The organism is Streptomyces canus, from assembly GCF_001514145.1.
GTDB classification, from domain to species: domain Bacteria; phylum Actinomycetota; class Actinomycetes; order Streptomycetales; family Streptomycetaceae; genus Streptomyces; species Streptomyces canus.
In genome coordinates this window covers 197,304-212,420 of the sequence record NZ_KQ948662.1, presented here as the reverse complement: position 1 = coordinate 212,420, position 15,117 = coordinate 197,304, and the positions used below count along the sequence as shown (strand labels likewise).

General features: G+C 70.3%; 14 protein-coding genes. 7 read left to right on the top strand and 7 right to left on the bottom strand.

The window, feature by feature from the left end; translation table 11 throughout:
* Positions 1-3: 3 nt before the first annotated feature.
* Together AQJ46_RS23430 and AQJ46_RS23425 are read left to right on the top strand one after the other, a co-directional pair.
* Positions 4-417: a DUF742 domain-containing protein gene (locus AQJ46_RS23430; protein ID WP_059207465.1), complete on the top strand. Its 414-nt coding sequence runs from the start codon at positions 4-6 to the stop codon at positions 415-417.
* A gap of 198 nt (positions 418-615) precedes the next feature.
* Positions 616-1,221: a GTP-binding protein gene (locus AQJ46_RS23425; protein WP_057609868.1), complete on the top strand. Its 606-nt coding sequence runs from the start codon at positions 616-618 to the stop codon at positions 1,219-1,221.
* Between the two features lie 30 nt (positions 1,222-1,251).
* Here AQJ46_RS23425 and AQJ46_RS23420 read toward each other — a convergent pair whose 3' ends face one another.
* Entirely contained in the window at positions 1,252-1,680 is a 429-nt protein-coding gene (locus AQJ46_RS23420; protein ID WP_059207464.1) for a PPOX class F420-dependent oxidoreductase, read from the bottom strand.
* Between the two features lie 94 nt (positions 1,681-1,774).
* Here AQJ46_RS23420 and AQJ46_RS23415 point away from each other — a divergent pair, with 94 nt between their 5' ends.
* Together AQJ46_RS23415 and AQJ46_RS23410 are read left to right on the top strand one after the other, a co-directional pair.
* The gene (locus AQJ46_RS23415; protein WP_057609866.1) at positions 1,775-2,188 is read left to right on the top strand and encodes a roadblock/LC7 domain-containing protein; all 414 of its coding nucleotides are present in this window, start codon (positions 1,775-1,777) and stop codon (positions 2,186-2,188) included.
* A 125-nt stretch (positions 2,189-2,313) separates the two neighbouring features.
* Positions 2,314-3,198, top strand: a complete 885-nt coding sequence (locus AQJ46_RS23410) for a DUF6397 family protein (RefSeq protein WP_059207463.1) — start codon at positions 2,314-2,316, stop codon at positions 3,196-3,198.
* A gap of 1 nt (position 3,199) precedes the next feature.
* Here AQJ46_RS23410 and AQJ46_RS23405 read toward each other — a convergent pair whose 3' ends face one another.
* A complete protein-coding gene (locus tag AQJ46_RS23405) occupies positions 3,200-4,066 on the bottom strand; it encodes an acyl-CoA thioesterase (protein WP_057609864.1) in 867 nt (288 codons plus the stop codon).
* Between the two features lie 19 nt (positions 4,067-4,085).
* Positions 4,086-6,599, bottom strand: a complete 2,514-nt coding sequence (locus AQJ46_RS23400) for a DEAD/DEAH box helicase (RefSeq protein ID WP_059207462.1) — start codon at positions 6,597-6,599, stop codon at positions 4,086-4,088.
* A 145-nt stretch (positions 6,600-6,744) separates the two neighbouring features.
* Between AQJ46_RS23400 and AQJ46_RS23395 the strand changes: the two genes are divergently transcribed.
* Positions 6,745-7,539, top strand: a complete 795-nt coding sequence (locus AQJ46_RS23395; protein WP_059207461.1) for a metal-dependent hydrolase — start codon at positions 6,745-6,747, stop codon at positions 7,537-7,539.
* Between the two features lie 23 nt (positions 7,540-7,562).
* Here AQJ46_RS23395 and AQJ46_RS23390 read toward each other — a convergent pair whose 3' ends face one another.
* The 4 genes from AQJ46_RS23390 to AQJ46_RS23375 form a co-directional block, all read right to left on the bottom strand.
* A complete protein-coding gene (locus AQJ46_RS23390) occupies positions 7,563-7,823 on the bottom strand; it encodes a type B 50S ribosomal protein L31 (RefSeq protein WP_059207460.1) in 261 nt (86 codons plus the stop codon).
* A gap of 79 nt (positions 7,824-7,902) precedes the next feature.
* The gene (locus AQJ46_RS23385; protein ID WP_059207459.1) at positions 7,903-8,373 is read right to left on the bottom strand and encodes a DUF5709 domain-containing protein; all 471 of its coding nucleotides are present in this window, start codon (positions 8,371-8,373) and stop codon (positions 7,903-7,905) included.
* A 443-nt stretch (positions 8,374-8,816) separates the two neighbouring features.
* Positions 8,817-10,598, bottom strand: coding sequence for an ABC transporter ATP-binding protein (locus AQJ46_RS23380; RefSeq protein ID WP_059207458.1), 1,782 nt, complete (start codon positions 10,596-10,598; stop codon positions 8,817-8,819).
* The gene (locus AQJ46_RS23375; protein WP_059207457.1) at positions 10,595-12,391 is read right to left on the bottom strand and encodes an ABC transporter transmembrane domain-containing protein; all 1,797 of its coding nucleotides are present in this window, start codon (positions 12,389-12,391) and stop codon (positions 10,595-10,597) included. The genes AQJ46_RS23380 and AQJ46_RS23375 overlap by 4 nt, the downstream gene beginning before the upstream one ends.
* Positions 12,392-12,571: 180 nt before the next feature.
* Here AQJ46_RS23375 and AQJ46_RS23370 point away from each other — a divergent pair, with 180 nt between their 5' ends.
* Both AQJ46_RS23370 and AQJ46_RS23365 read left to right on the top strand, forming a co-directional pair.
* Positions 12,572-13,297: a L,D-transpeptidase family protein gene (locus tag AQJ46_RS23370; RefSeq protein WP_059207456.1), complete on the top strand. Its 726-nt coding sequence runs from the start codon at positions 12,572-12,574 to the stop codon at positions 13,295-13,297.
* Between the two features lie 56 nt (positions 13,298-13,353).
* Entirely contained in the window at positions 13,354-14,973 is a 1,620-nt protein-coding gene (locus AQJ46_RS23365; RefSeq protein ID WP_079072402.1) for a peptide-N4-asparagine amidase, read from the top strand.
* Positions 14,974-15,117 lie beyond the last annotated feature (144 nt).

Genomic DNA, 15,117 nt, shown 5'->3' with positions numbered 1-15,117 from the left:
CAGATGACCGAGGACATGGAGGGCGTCCCGTACGAACCGGGCAGCCAGTGGTACGACGGCGAGGCCGGGCCCCTCGTCCGCCCCTACGCGATGACGGGCGGACGCACCAAACCCGGCCCCACCGGGGTGCGTTTCGACCTGATCGCCCTTGTCACCCTGGACGTGGGCGCACCCGGAGCCGGCGACGACACTTCGCTCGGGCCGGAACACCGTGCCCTGATCGACCTGTGCCGTACGGAGACGCAGTCGGTGGCGGAACTCTCCGCCGGCGCCGACCTGCCCGTGGGCGTGGTCAGGGTGCTCCTGGGAGACCTCCTGGAACTCGGCTGTGTCACCGTCAGCCGCCCGGTGCCGCCCGCGCAGCTGCCCGACGAACGGATTCTGCGCGAGGTGATCGAAGGGCTCCGGGCGCTGTAGATGAACGTTCAGAACCACCGCGGTCCAGTACGGCACCGACTCGTGCACTCTTTCCGACACCGATCGGGCGCGAGTCGGCCAGAACAGGCAATAAGCGGTCCAACCACTCGAAGGGGAGCTCCAGTTGTCATGATGCTGCCTTCGCGACCCCGTACCGACGTCGCCGCCCGTTGCCGGCCCTCCCGAGAGAAGTGATCGATGGTCTCCGAGAACTCCGATGCCCAGGGCGGCGAGACGACCGCCCTCGCGCTGAAGATACTGGTCGCCGGCGGTTTCGGCGTGGGCAAGACCACCCTGGTGGGCGCCGTCAGCGAGATCAGGCCGCTGCGCACGGAGGAACTGCTCAGCGAGGCGGGCCAGTTGGTGGACGACACCGACGGTGTGGACCAGAAGGTCACCACCACGGTCGCCATGGACTTCGGACGCATCACGATCCGCTCCGGCCTGTCCCTCTACCTCTTCGGCACCCCGGGACAGGACCGCTTCTGGTTCCTGTGGGACGAGTTGTCGCAAGGAGCCCTGGGCGCCGTCGTCCTCGCGGACACCCGCCGCCTGGAGGACTGCTTCCCGGCCGTGGACTACTTCGAGCACCGCCACATCCCCTTCGTGGTGGCCGTCAACTGCTTCACCGGTGCCCGCACCTACGGCGCCCACGACGTCTCGCGCGCTCTCGACCTCGACCAGGGCACACCCGTGGTGCTCTGTGACGCACGGGACCGTGACTCGGGCAAGGAGGTGCTGATCCGACTGGTCGAGTACGCCGGGCGGATGCACACCGCCCGGCTGCTCGATTCGGTGGGCTGACCAAGGGGGAGGGGCCCGCTCACCGGCACGTCACTCCGCGACGGCCTTCTCCGCCAGCACCTTGTCGATCTGCACGCGGACGAGGAGTTCTCCCGGGACGCCGTTGCGGGCGCCGAACTCCTCGGCCCGTTCCTCGCCCATGTACCGCGCCCCGATCCGCCCGGCCCAGTGCCTGACCTCGTCGAGATCCTCCGAGATCCGGGCCTGGCCCCGGAGCACCACGTAGTCGAAGGGCGGCCGGTCGTCGTCCACGCACAGGGCGACGCGTCCGTCCCGCGCCAGGTTGCGTCCCTTCACGGTGGCCTTGCCGGTGTTGAACACCACGTCGTCACCGTCGAGTACGAACCAGACCGGTGCCACATGCGGGCTCCCGTCGGCCCGGACGGTCGACAACTTGCCGGTGCGGGTGCCGTGCGAGACGAACTCCCGCCATTCCTCATCGGTCATCTTCTGTGCCATGTCCCCATTCTCCTTGCCCCGTCGACGGCCGTGGGGAAGGCTTGTGTGGAGATCCTCCGGGCAGGAGGAGACGTCACACGGGGAGACGGGACACATGCCGGAGAAGCAGGGGCTCGGCTGGCTGCTGGACGATCTGACCGAGCGCGTCGACCATGTGCGGCACGCGCTGGTGCTGTCCAACGACGGGCTGGTCACGGGCGCCAGCACGGGGCTGCGCCGTGAGGACGCGGAACATCTCGCCGCCGTCTCGTCCGGACTGCACAGCCTGGCCAAGGGCTCGGGACGCCACTTCGGCGCGGGCAAAGTACGGCAGACGATGATCGAGTTCGACGACGCGGTGCTCTTCGTCACCGCGGCGGGCACCGGCAGCTGCCTGTGCGTACTCAGCGGCTCGGACGCCGACATCGGCCAGATCGCCTACGAGATGACGCTGCTCGTCAACCGGGTCGGCGAGCACCTCGACGTGGACGCCCGCCAACCCGAGCGGAGCCCGGCGCCGGACCTCTGACCTGCGCGTTCTTAGGTCCACGAGGAGTTATCCACAGGCTCGCCACGCATCTCGCCCCACCGGTTACGGTTTTTGTCACGGCGAACGCACACAGCGTGAGCGATGACTCCAGGGGGAGAGCGACCATGTCGGGCAGCCTGATCACCCAACGCCATCACCAGGCGCACACACCCAGCCGAGCCGCCCGGGAACTGGGTCTGAAGCGAAGCGAGTTCGACCTCGCGGTGCACCTCGGGCAGATCCGGACCGTGCCCGACGAAGGAGGCGGCGGGCGACGTGTCACCGGCTCCGAGATCGACCGGCTGCGGGCGGCGGACGGTTTTCCGGACTGGCTGCTTCAGCGTGTGCGGGTCGTGGGCACCACCGAGGGCGCCAAGGTCATGGACGTCCCTGCGGGCAGGTTCACCCGCCTGGCCCGCCTGGGCCTGTTCTCGCCGGTGCGCTTCTATCTCAACCGGTACCGAGCCGTGGTGTGGCTGTATCTCGCCGACGAACTCGAGGAGTTCACGACAGTCGGGGAGAACACCCCGCTGCTGACCGCACGCCGTATGCCCGAAGGACTGCGCGACATGCTGGACGCGGGCGTGGACCTGCGGGCCCGCAACTGGCGGGGGCGCCACCGCGGATTCCTCTTGCGGCTCGCCGAAGACCCCTGGGAGAGCGCAGGAGCCCTTGCCGCCTTCCTCGACCTCGTACAGATCGCGGAGCTCGTCCCCGACCCGTACGAGCGATCCCATCTGGGTCGCTTCCGGCCGGGACCACCGGCCCAGGGCGCACAGGGATCGCCCGCCGCGCACCTCATCGAGAAGATCATGACGGCGGACCACCCGGACGAGATCGAATGGCTCAGGACCGACCTGATCCGCGCCTTGGAGGACGCCCGGACATTCCGGCCCGCGCCGCGCCCCACGGCCCGGCGGACAGCCTCCACCCAGCCGCAGGACCTGTCGACACTCCAGGAGGAGCCGACTCGCGGCCTGCTGGGCTGGCTCCGGCGCAGAAGCTCCTGACCTACAGCGGCCGGAACAAGCCTTCCTGGACGACGGACACCAGCAGACGTCCCTCCAGGTCGTAGATCCGGCCGCGAGCCAGACCGCGTCCGCCCGTCGCGATAGGTGACTCCTGGTCGTACAGGAACCACTCGTCCGCGCGGAACGGCCGGTGGAACCACATGGCGTGATCCAGCGACGCGATGTCGAAGCTCCGCGGCCCCCACAGGGGCTGGACCGGGATGCGGACGGCGTCCAGGAGGGTCATGTCGCTCGCGTAGGTCAGCGCGCAGGTGTGCACGACCGGGTCGTCCCCGAGCGGCCCGACCGCGCGCATCCACACCGCGCTGCGCGGCTCGGCGTCCTTGACCTCCTCGGCGCTCCAGCGCAGCCGGTCCACATACCGGATGTCGAAGGGCTGGCGACGCGCCATCCGCTCCAACTGCTCGGGCAGTTCGCCCAGATGCTCCCGGATCTCGTCGCCGACCCTCGGCAGGGACTCCGGGGCCGGGACCTTGCGCGCGGGCGGCAGCTGGTGCTCGAAGGGACCTTCCTCAGGCTTGTGAAAGGAGGCGGTGAGATTGAAGATCGTGCGGCCCTGCTGCACGGCGGTGACCCGGCGCGTGGTGAAGGACCGTCCGTCCCGCACCCGCTCGACCTGGTACACGATCGGTACGCCGGGCCGGCCAGGGCGCAGGAAGTACGCGTGCAGCGAGTGCACCGGGCGGTCGCCTTCCGTGGTGCGGGCGGCGGCCACCAGCGCCTGGCCCGCCACCTGGCCGCCGAAGACCCGCTGGAGAGACTCGTGCGGGCTTCGGCCACGGAAGATGTTGACCTCGATCTGCTCCAGGTCGAGCAGGTCGACGAGCTTCTCGGCCGGGTTCGTCATGGGTGGGATTCTCCTGTGCTCACAGCTGGCCGACATCGGTGACCCGGACGACCGCGCGGCCCTCCGCGTCGGAGGCCGTGAGGTCGATCTCCGCGCTGATGCCCCAGTCATGGTCGCCGTTGGGGTCGGCGAAAGTCTGCCGTACGCGCCACAGCCGGTTGTGCGGCTCCTCCTCGATCTGCAGCAGCTTGGGACCGCGGGCGTCGGGTCCGGTGCCGAGGTCGTCGTACTCGTCCCAGTACTTGTCCATGGCCTCGCCCCACGCGTCGGCGTCCCAGCCGGCCTCGGCGTCCATCTCGCCCAGCTCCTCGACCTGGTCGAGGGCAGCGAGCTCGACGCGGCGGAACAGGGCGTTGCGGACCAGGACGCGGAAGGCGCGCGCGTTGGTGGTGACCGGCTTGACCTCGTCGGCTTTCTCCTGAGCCTCCTCGGCGGTCATCTCCTCGGGGTTGGCGAGCTGCTCCCACTCGTCCAGGAGGCTGGAGTCGACCTGGCGGACCGTCTCGCCGAGCCACTCGATCAGGTCCTGCAGATCCTCGGACTTGAGGTCGTCCGGGATGTTGTGGTCGAGCGTCTTGTAGGCACTTGCGAGGTAGCGCAGGACAATGCCCTCGGTGCGTGCCAGCTCGTAGAAGGACACCAGCTCCGTGAAGGACATGGCCCGTTCGTACATGTCACGGATGACGGACTTCGGGGAGAGGGGATGGTCGCCGACCCAGGGGTGACTCTTGCGGTACGTGTTGTACGCGTGGAAGAGGAGCTCCTCCAGGGGCTTCGGGTACGTGATGTCCTGGAGGCGTTCCATGCGCTCCTCGTACTCGACGCCGTCCGCCTTCATCGCGGCCACGGCCTCGCCCTTCGCCTTGTTCAGCTGGGCGACGAGGATCTGGCGGGGGTCGTCCAGGGTGGACTCCACGACAGAAACCATGTCCAGGGCGTAGGACGGCGATTCGGGGTCGAGCAGCTCGAACGCGGCGAGCGCGAACGTGGACAGCGGCTGGTTGAGCGCGAAGTCCTGCTGGAGGTCCACGGTGAGGCGGACGATGCGGCCGCTTGCGTCGGGCTCGTCGAGCTTCTCGACGATGCCGCCGTCCAGCAGCGAGCGGTAGATGGCGATCGCCCGCCGGATGTGCTTGAGCTGCTGCTTGCGCGACTCGTGGTTGTCCTCCAGCAGATGCCGCATCGCCTCGAAGGCGTTGCCCGGACGGGCGATCACCGACAGCAGCATCGTGTGCGTGACGCGGAAGCGGGACGTCAGCGGCTCCGGCTCGGAGGCGATCAGCTTCTCGAAGGTGTTGTCCGTCCAGCCGACGAAGCCCTCGGGTGCCTTCTTGCGGACGACCTTGCGGCGCTTCTTCGGGTCGTCTCCGGCCTTGGCGAGCGCCTTCTCGTTCTCGACGACGTGCTCGGGTGCCTGGGCGACGACGAAGCCCGCCGTGTCGAAGCCCGCCCGGCCCGCGCGGCCCGCGATCTGGTGGAACTCGCGAGCGCGCAGGGTGCGGACACGGTTGCCGTCGTACTTGGTCAGCGCCGTGAACAGCACGGTGCGGATGGGCACGTTGACGCCGACGCCGAGCGTGTCCGTGCCGCAGATGACCTTCAGCAGACCGGCCTGGGCGAGCTTCTCCACCAGCCGCCGGTACTTGGGCAGCATGCCGGCGTGATGGACCCCGATGCCGTGCCGCACGTAACGGGAGAGGTTGCGGCCGAACTTGGTGGTGAAGCGGAAGTTGCCGATCAGGTCGGCGATCTGGTCCTTCTCCTCACGCGAGCACATGTTGATGCTCATCAGCGCCTGCGCCCGCTCCACCGCCTGCGCCTGCGTGAAGTGCACGATGTAGACGGGCGCCTGCTTGGTCTCCAGGAGCTCCGTGAGGGTCTCGGTGAGCGGGCTGAGCTTGTACTCGTAGGAGAGCGGTACGGGGCGGGTCGCCGAGCGGACCACGGACGTGGGCCGGTTGGTGCGCCGAGTGAGGTCCTTCTCGAACATCGAGACGTCGCCGAGCGTGGCCGACATCAGGATGAACTGCGCCTGGGGCAGCTCCAGGATCGGGATCTGCCAGGCCCAGCCGCGGTCCGCCTCGGCGTAGAAGTGGAACTCGTCCATGACGACCTGGCCGACATCCGCGCCCTTGCCGTCGCGCAGCGCGATCGAGGCGAGCACCTCGGCGGTGCAGCAGATGACGGGAGCGTCGGCGTTGACGGATGCGTCGCCGGTCAGCATGCCGACGTTCTCCGTGCCGAACATCTTGCACAGCTCGAAGAACTTCTCCGACACGAGCGCCTTGATGGGCGCGGTGTAGAAGGTGACCTCGTCACGGGCGAGGGCGGCGAAGTGCGCACCCGCCGCGATCATGCTTTTGCCGGAGCCGGTGGGCGTCGACACGATCACGTTCGCGCCGGAGACCACCTCGATCAGCGCCTCCTCCTGATGGGGGTAGAGCGTCAGCCCCCGCTCCTCGGCCCACGACTCGAAGGCGTCGTAGAGGGCATCGGGGTCGGCGGTCGGCGGCAGCTGATCGATGAGGGTCACCCACCCATCTTGCCTGCCCGGATGCCCGATGGGGGAATCGGATGCGAGTGGGAAGATCACGACCAGTACGCTGTGTCGCCGACGGAGCGTCAGCGCAGCCGGTCAACTGGACAGTGGCACACGAGGAATGGGGCGGGCAACGCCGATGATGGGACCAGCACACTCACTGTCGGGCGCCGCGGCCTGGCTGGGCGTAGGAGCGGCGGCCGCCGCCACGGGGCACACCATGCCGTGGCCCGTACTGCTGGCTGGAGCCCTGATCTGCGCGGGCGCCGCGCTCGCTCCCGACCTCGACCACAAGGCGGCCACGATCTCGCGGGCCTTCGGGCCGGTCTCGCGGGGCCTGTGCGAGATCGTCGACAAACTCTCGTACGCCGTCTACAAGGCCACCAAGAAGCAGGGCGACCCACGTCGCTCCGGCGGACACCGCACGCTCACCCACACCTGGCTGTGGGCCGTGATGATCGGCGCGGGCTGCTCGGTGGCGGCGATCACCGGCGGCCGCTGGGCGGTGCTGGCGATCCTGTTCGCGCACATGGTGCTGGCCATCGAGGGCCTGCTGTGGCGGGCGACCCGGGGTTCCAGCGCCGACGTCCTGGTCTGGCTGCTGGCCGCGACCAGCGCGTGGATCATAGCGGGCATTCTGGACAAGCCGGGCAACGGCTCGGACTGGCTGTTCACACAGCCGGGCCAGGAGTACCTGTGGCTGGGGCTGCCGGTCGTGCTGGGCGCGCTCGTGCACGACATCGGGGACGCGCTGACGGTCTCCGGCTGCCCGGTCCTGTGGCCGATCCCGGTGGGCCGCAAGCGCTGGTACCCGATCGGCCCGCCGAAGTTCATGCGGTTCCGGGCGGGCAGCTGGGTCGAGCTGAAGGTGCTGATGCCGGTGTTCATGCTCCTCGGGGGAGTGGGCTGCGCGGCGGCGCTCAACTTCATCTGAGGCCGGGGCGACGGATTCCTCCGTCAGCTGCCCTGGCCGGTCCCGCCTCCGTAGCGCCGCTCGAAGGCGGCCACACGTCCCTCGGAGTCCACCGTCCGCGCCTTGCCGGTGTAGAAGGGGTGGCTCTCGGAGGAGATCTCCACGTCCACCACCGGGTAGGTCTCGCCGTCGTCCCAGTCGATGGTCCGGTCGCTGGTGGCGGTGGACCGGGTCAGGAACGCGTAGCCGGCGGAGCGGTCACGGAAGACGACCGGGTGGTAGTCGGGCTGCTTGTCCTGCTGCATGGCTGCTCCTTCTGCGGGGCGGGGTGGGGCGTGGGCGGTGCGGTGGGCAGTGCTGGGACCTGTCGGCCGGCCACGGTGGTCAGCCCGACAGGGGCTCCTCGTCGACGATGTGCATCGCGGCCTCCTCCGCGGACGCCGCGGCACCGTCGATGCCCACGTCCGTGGCGATCAGCGCGCTCTCCTCGTCCTCGTGGGCCCCTTCGTCGGGGGCCACGAGGCGGCCGGAGCGCATCGCGCCGACCTCGTTGTCCAGGAGCTCGCCGTCGGAGCCTTCGTAGTCACCGATGCCGTCACCTTCGGCCGGCGCGAGGTCGGGCGTCTCCTCCGCGAGCCGTTGGTCCAACGTCTCGCCCCGCCGGCGCTCCGCGGCCGTCACGCCGCTGTGCTCCACCGCCCACGGTCTCTCCGGCGGGGACCAGCCGCGGTCGAGAGGGTCGCCGACCCCGTCGTCCTCCAGGGTGTCCTCCGCGTCGAGTAGCCCCGCGTCGTCCTGGATCTCGGAGCCGTCGGGCTGGTAGACGTCGTCTCCCCATCCGTCGGAGCTGTCCACGGGTACCTCCAGGTGAAGGGGACGGGCCCGGTCCTCCCGCGGCCCGGGACGGACCACGGACTCACGGGGCACTTGCCGCGCCCGCCGTCGAACCATGCCGTCCGCGGGCGCTCCCTGAGCCGGTGCTGCTGTCCAGCCTTCCACTCCCTTTCGGGACAGCGCAACGCCACGGGGGCGCTGCGCCGGCTTGAGCGGTGGTCGGAGGGGGCGGGGTGTGGGTTGGGCCGGTGGTCAGAGGGGCCGCAGGTGTGGGTCGGGTCGGTCGTTGGAGGGGCCGGTGTGTGTGCTGGAGCGGCCTGTTGGAGCGGGCCGGGTGTGGGTTGGGCTGGTTGTCGGAAGGGCCGAGGGTGTGGGTCGGGCCGGACGGTGGCGTGGGTCGGGGTGGGGCTGGACTGGTCGTCGGAGGGTCACCCCCACCCCCACCCCATGCCCCACCCCCACTCTCACCCGTGCCAAGACCTCCACAACGCCGCATACGCCCCGTCCGCCGCGACGAGCTCGTCATGGCTGCCCAGCTCGCTGATGCGGCCGTTCTCGACGACGGCGATGACGTCCGCGTCGTGGGCGGTGTGCAGGCGGTGGGCGATGGCGACCACCGTGCGGCCGTCGAGGACGCGGGCCAGGGAACGTTCGAGGTGGCGTGCGGCCCGGGGGTCCAGCAACGACGTCGCCTCGTCCAGGACCAGGGTGTGCGGGTCGGCCAGCACCAGCCGGGCCAGCGCGACCTGCTGGGCCTGGGCCGGGGTGACGGTCAGGCCGCCCGAGCCGACCTCGGTGTCCAGACCCTCGTCGAGCGCACCCGCCCATCCGTCCGCGTCGACCGCGCCGAGGGCCGCCCAGAGCTCGGCGTCCGTGGCGTCCGTGCGGGCGAGCAGGAGGTTGTCGCGCAGGGAGCCCACGAAGACGTGGTGCTCCTGGTTGACGAGGGCCACGTGCTCACGGACGCGTTCGGCGGGCATCCGGGACAGTTCGGCGCCGCCGAGGGTGATGCGGCCGTCCCGGGGCGCGTAGATCCCGGCCAGGAGACGGCCGAGGGTGGACTTGCCGGCACCCGAGGGACCCACCAGTGCCAGCCTCGTGCCGGGGGCGACCTCCAGGGACACCTTGCGCAGGACGTCCACGCCCTCCACGTAGCCGAAGTGCACCCGGTCCGCGTGCACGTCCCGCCCGTCGGGAGCGAGCCCGGCGTCCCCGCTGGAAGGCTCGATGTCCCGGACCCCGACCAGCCGGGCCAGCGACACCTGGGCCACCTGCAGCTCGTCGTACCAGCGCAGGATCAGCCCGACCGGGTCGACGAGCATCTGCGCGATCAGCGCGCCCGTCGTCAGCTGACCGACCCCGATCCAGCCCTGGAGCACGAAGACCCCGCCGACCATCAGCACCGACGAAAGGATCATCACGTGGCTGACGTTGATGCACGGGAAGAGGACCGACCGCAGCCACAGGGTGTAGCGCTCCCAGGCGGTCCACTCCTTGATCCGCTGTTCCGACAGCTCGATGCGGCGGGCGCTCAGCCGCTGCGCCTCGACGGTGCGTCCGGCGTCCACGGTCTCCGCGAGCGCGGCGGCCACGGCCGCGTATCCGGCGGCCTCCGAGCGGTACGCGGACGGCGCCCGCTTGAAGTACCAGCGGCAGCCGACCACCAGCAACGGCAGGGCGAGCAGCACTGCGGCGGCCAGCGGCGGCGCGGTGATCACGAGCCCGCCGAGCAGCAGGGCAGCCCACACCACGCCGATCGCCAGCTGTGGCACGGCCTCGCGCATCGCGTTGCCGAGCCGGTCGATGTCCGTCGTGATCCGGGACAGCAGGTCACCGGTCCCGGCCCGCTCCAGGACGCCGGGCGGCAGGCCGACCGACCGTACGAGGAAGTCCTCGCGCAGGTCGGCCAGCATGCGTTCGCCGAGCATCGAACCGCGCAGCCGCACCTCCCGTACGAACACGGCCTGGACGATCAGCGAGATCAGGAACAGCCCGGCCGTCAGCTCCAGATGGAGTTCCTTCGCTCCGTCCGACACCCGCTCGACGAGGTCACCGAGCAGCCAGGGCCCGACCATGGAGGCCACGACCGAGACCGTGTTGACCCCGACGAGGAGCGCGAAGGCGCGGCGGTGCCGGTGGAACAGTTCGGCCACGTAGGCGCGTACGGTCGCGGTGGCTCCGACGGGCAGGGTGTTCGCCGTCGTCGGGGCCGCCGGGTCGTAGGCCGGTGGCGCGACGCCGATCATGCTGTCTCCTCGATCTCTTCCAGTTCGTTCAGTACGCCGTTGAGGGCGGCCTCTTCGTCCGTCTCGCGGGTGACGACCGCCCGGTACCGCGGTTCCTTGCGCGCCAGGTCGCGGTGCACGCCGACCGCCGCGACCTCGCCCTCGTGCACGAGCACCACGCGGTCGGCGTGGTCCAGGAGCAGCGGCGAGGAGGTGAACACCACGGTGGTGCGCCCGGCCCGCAGGTCCCGCACCCCCTGTGCGATCCGTGCCTCGGTGTGCGAGTCGACGGCGGAGGTCGGCTCGTCCAGGACGAGCACCTCCGGGTCGGTGAACAGGGACCGGGCCAGGGCGAGCCGCTGGCGCTGGCCGCCCGACAGGGACCGTCCGCGCTCGGTGATGCGCGCGTCCATCGGGTCCTCGGCGCCCAAGGACCCCTGGACCAGGGCGGCCAGCACGTCCGCGCACTGCGCGGCCGCGAGCGCCTCCTCGGCGCCGACAGCGCCTGAGGCGGGCACGTCGAGCAGTTCGCGCAGGGTCCCCGAGAGCAGGACCGGGTCCTTGTCCTGGACCAGGACCGCCGTGCGCGCCGAACCGAGCGGCAACTCGTCCAGCGGCACTCCGCCCAGCAGCACCGACGTGCCCTCTTCCGAGGGGTGCCCGCCGAGGCGCTCGGCGAGCACTCCCGCCGCGTCCGGGTCGCCGCATACCACCGCGGTGAGCCGGCCGGAGGGGGCGAGCAGACCGGTGGCCGGGTCGTACAGATCCCCGGCCGGCAGGCTGTCCCCGGCCCTGTCCCGCGAGCCCTCGGCGGACATGGCGCGCTCCAGCGACAGCACCCGGGCGGCCCGCGTGGCTGAGGGCCGGGAGAAGGAGTACGCCATGGCGATCTCCTCGAAGTGCCGCAGCGGATAGGACAGGATCATGACCGAGCTGTAGACGGCGACCAGTTCGCCGATCTCGACGCGGCCCTGACGGGCCAGGTGGACGCCGTACCAGACGACCGCGATGAGCAGCAGTCCGGGCAGCAGTACCTGGATGGCGGCGATCAGGGACCACATCCGGGCGCTGCGCACGGCCGCGTGACGGACCTCCTGGGAGGCCCTGCGGTAGCGGTCGAGGAAGAGCTCCTCGCCGCCGATGCCGCGCAGCACCCGCAGGCCGGCGACGGTGTCGGAGGCCAGCTCGGTGGCGCGGCCGGCCTTCTCGCGCTGGAAGTCGGCGCGCCGGGTCGCCCGGGGCAGCAGCGGCAGCGCCGCGAGGGCCAGGACCGGCAGGCCTACGGCGACCAGCACGCCGAGTTGCGGCTGGTAGACGACCATTCCGGCACAGACCACGACGATGGTGACCGCCGCCGCGGTGAACCGCGACCAGGCCTCCACGAACCAGCCGATCTTCTCGACGTCGCCGGTGGAGACGGCCACGACCTCGCCGGCCGCGACCCGTCGGGTCAGCGCCGAGCCCAGGTTGGCGGCCTTGTGGGCCAGCAGCTGCTGGACGCGCGCGGCGGCCGTGATCCAGTTGGTGACGGCGGAGCGGTGCAGGAAGGTGTCGCCGAGCGCGCTGCCGATGCAGCACAGCACCAGCAGGCCGCCCGCGAGGGCGAGTCGGCGGCCCGAGTGGTCGACGACCGCCTGGACGGCCACGCCGACGCAGAAGGGCAGCGCGGAGATGGAGAGGAAGTGCAGCAGTCCCCAGGCAAGTGACTTGAGCTGTCCGCCCAGTTGGTTCCTGAAGAGCCACCACAGGAACCGGGAGCCCGAGCGTGCGTCGGGCACACCCGGGTCGCGATACGGAAGGTCTTGGATCTGCATGACGGTGACGTCCAGTGGCTCGTGTCAGCGGGGTGGGAGGGAGCCGCACACGGCGGCTGCAAACCGTGAAAGGGTCGCGGCAGAGCGTGGTCAAAGGCAACAGGTTTTCCGCCGCGCCGCAGAGAAGCGGCTGCGCTCGTGGAGTCGGTTTTCCCCGGCCCGCGGTGCGACCATGGAGCGATGCGAGGCGGAGACGCACGACGTGCCGTGGTGATGACGACGCTCCTGGGAGCGCTGCTGATCCCCCTGGGAGGATGCGGAGGCCCGGGCCCGGCAGGCACCGGCAACCCCCACACCAAGGCCGCCGACAAGCCCGCGGATGGACCGACCCGCGTCCCCGGCGTCGGCGACCGCCTCCAGCGCCGCATCCCCGCCGCGTCCCGCCAGGTCGTCGCGGTATACGGCGACGGCAAGGACTCCGCGGACGCCACCGTCGTGCTCTACACCAAGCACGGTTCCACCTGGGACCGCGTCCGCGGCTGGCCCGCGCACAACGGCAAGAAGGGCTGGACCACCGGCCACCACGAGGGCGACAAACGCAGCCCTGTCGGCGTGTTCACGCTCAGCGACGCCGGGGGCGTGCTCCCGGACCCCGGGGCCCGGCTGCCGTACACGCGATCCGCCGCCATCGCGGCCCCACGCTGGTGGCCCCGGTCCTACTGGCACGACTTCGACTACGTCATCGCCATCGACTACAACCGGATCGAGGGCACGCCGCCCAACAACCAGGCCCGGCCCCAGGGTTACGCCAAGGGCGGCGGTATCTGGCTGCACATGGATCACGGCAGTGGTACGTCCGCCTGTGTCAGCGTGTCCAGGGCGGCGATGCGGTACCTGCTGCGCACGCTCGATCCGGACCGGCATCCCGTGGTGGTGATGGGGGACAGGGCGGACCTGAGGGCCTGAGCTCGTGGCGGGAGGCGGCATTGCGGGGGATGGCCAACTCGCCGTAGAACACGGCCATGAAGAGACGGATCGTCATGTCCATGCTCGCAGGGGCGACCCTCCTGGCGGGCACCCTGCTCGGGGCGACCCCCGCCCAGCCCGCGGAGGCTCCCTCCGTGGCAGCCCAGTCCGCCGACCTCCCCGCCGAGTTCGGAACCGACTGGCACGACCCCCTCACCGCGGCACCACCCGTCGCCAAGCCCTCTGGCAAGTCCTGCCAACTCACTGTCGCCGAAGCGCAGTTCCGCGATTTCACCCCGTACACCGGTACCTACACACCTCCCGAGGGCTGCGGCGACCGCTGGAGCAAGGTCGTGCTGCGCATGGACGGCAAGGTCAGGGGACGGCAGTTCGACCGGCTCGGGTATCTGCACATCGGCGGGGTCGAGGTCTTCCGTACGTCCACACCGCAGCCCTCGCCCGACGGTATCCAGTGGTCCGTCGAGAAGGACGTCACGCGCTACAGCGACACCCTTCGCACCGGTCACGACGTAGAGATGCTCATCGGAAACGTCGTCGACGACACGTACACCGGGATCATCGACGTGAAGGTCACGCTCACGTTCTACGAGGGGCGACAGGCCCCGGCGCCGGACCGTGTGCTGACGCTCGACGACAACACCCTCACCACTCCGCGCAACAGCGAGCGCATTCTCGCCGAGGTGTACGCCACCGGTTCGGGCGGCGGCTGTGAGGAGTACTGGTACCTGACGGTGCCGTCCGAAGCGCCGTACTCCTGCCAGGCCGACAACGGTCCCTACCGTGAGGTGCAGATCAAGGTCGACGGCCGGCTCGCGGGGATCGCTGCTCCGTTCCCGACGGTGTGGACGGGTGGCTGGTCCAATCCCTTCCTCTGGTACGTCGTCCCCGGCCCCCGTGCCTTCGACATCAAGCCGATCGAATACGACCTGACTCCCTTCGCCGGGATCCTCAACGACGGGCGCCCGCACCGCGTGGAGGTCGCGGTCGTCGGCGTCCCCGAGGGGCAGCCGGGCTGGAGCACCCCCGTGAACGTCCTCGTCTGGCAGGACGCCAAGAGCACCCACGTCGCAGGCAAGCTCACCACGCACCAGAACAGCGACCTCGCCAACTCCTCGACGTACACACCGGGTTCGGAACACCGCGTGGACACCGAGGGTGACCACCGGCTCACCGTCGCCGGATATGTCGACACCTCGCACGGCCGCGTCACGACCACGGTCCGCCGCTCGCTGGCGAACACGTCCACCCACCGCTGGGGCGACGGCGAGAACCCCGACGCGCTCAAGGCGACCTGGAGGGACAACGAGTCGGTCAGCGTCGACGGTCGCGGACCGGCCCGCACCACCCGCGCCCACCGCACGTACGCGATGGACGGCACGACCACCATCGGCACGGGCGACCGGCTGCGCACCGTGCTGATCCTCGGTGACCGTGCCGAAGCCTCGGTGATCCGAGCGGGCCACCGCACGGGGTGGTCCCGGCTCGACGACACCTACGCGGGCGACGCCACGTACACGATCAACGTCCCGCGCGACCAGCGGCACGCGGTCGGCACGACGAGCGAGCATTACCGGATCCGCGGTTCGACCGGCTGCTACGACCGTTCTCTCACCACCGCTCAGGGGGTGCTGACCGGCGAACGCAGCGGCTGCTGAGGCGAGTTGTGTGCGATGTGTCACAGATGCAGTGATTTACACGGCCGAAACGCGACGGTCTTGCGCGTGATCAACGGTCCCTCCAGAGTGATCGCCACGGAAACCGCTTTCCGTATCGCAGAAGTATCCCCCATGCTTCTGCGC